The sequence below is a fragment of the Pseudomonas sp. K5002 genome, from assembly GCF_013386655.1.
Taxonomy (GTDB): Bacteria; Pseudomonadota; Gammaproteobacteria; order Pseudomonadales; family Pseudomonadaceae; genus Aquipseudomonas.
The window spans coordinates 1-572 of record NZ_JACARK010001743.1 but is presented as its reverse complement, the minus strand read 5'-3'; the positions used below and the strand labels follow the sequence as shown (position 1 = coordinate 572).

The 572-nt window shown below is 66.1% G+C and carries 1 protein-coding gene; it reads left to right on the top strand.

The annotated features are described in order from the left end of the window. Positions 1-572 (top strand): ABC transporter ATP-binding protein (locus HX846_RS39045; protein ID WP_178967680.1); only part of this gene is annotated, 572 nt, incomplete at both ends.

The following is a 572-nucleotide window of genomic DNA, read 5'->3' as shown; positions in this document are numbered from 1 at the left end:
GCACTTTTCCCGCCGCGCTGGGTTTGGCGGTGGTGTTGCAGGCCGGCTACAGCGCCATCCTGTTATGCGGCCTGTATGCCGTGTTGGGTGGCACCCTCGATGCGGCGAAGTTCCTGGCGCTGGCGATTCTCGCCACCTGCCTGGTGGAGCCAATGGGCGCGCTGGTCAACCTCGGTACCACGTTGCGCCAGACCCGCCACGGCTTGAATCGCCTGCGCCACCTGCTGCAGATGCCGGGGTTGCCTGAGCCTCTCGAACCCCAACCTGCCCTGGGTTACGACGTGCAAGTGCGGGACGTAGGACTGGTCCGCCAGGGCCAGGCGATCTTGCAAGGCATCGACTTCACGTTGCAGGAGCGTTCGCTGAACCTGGTGGTGGGGGCGTCCGGCTCCGGTAAGTCCAGCCTGTTGCGCCTGCTGGCGCGCTTCAGCGATGTAAGCAGTGGCGCGATTCACCTCGGCGGTGTCGACCTGCGGCAACTGTCGGCCCTGGCCCGAGATACCCAGGTCGCCTTGATGTTCCAGGACAGCCCGCTGTTGCCGGGCAGCCTGCAGGACAACCTGCTGCTGGGC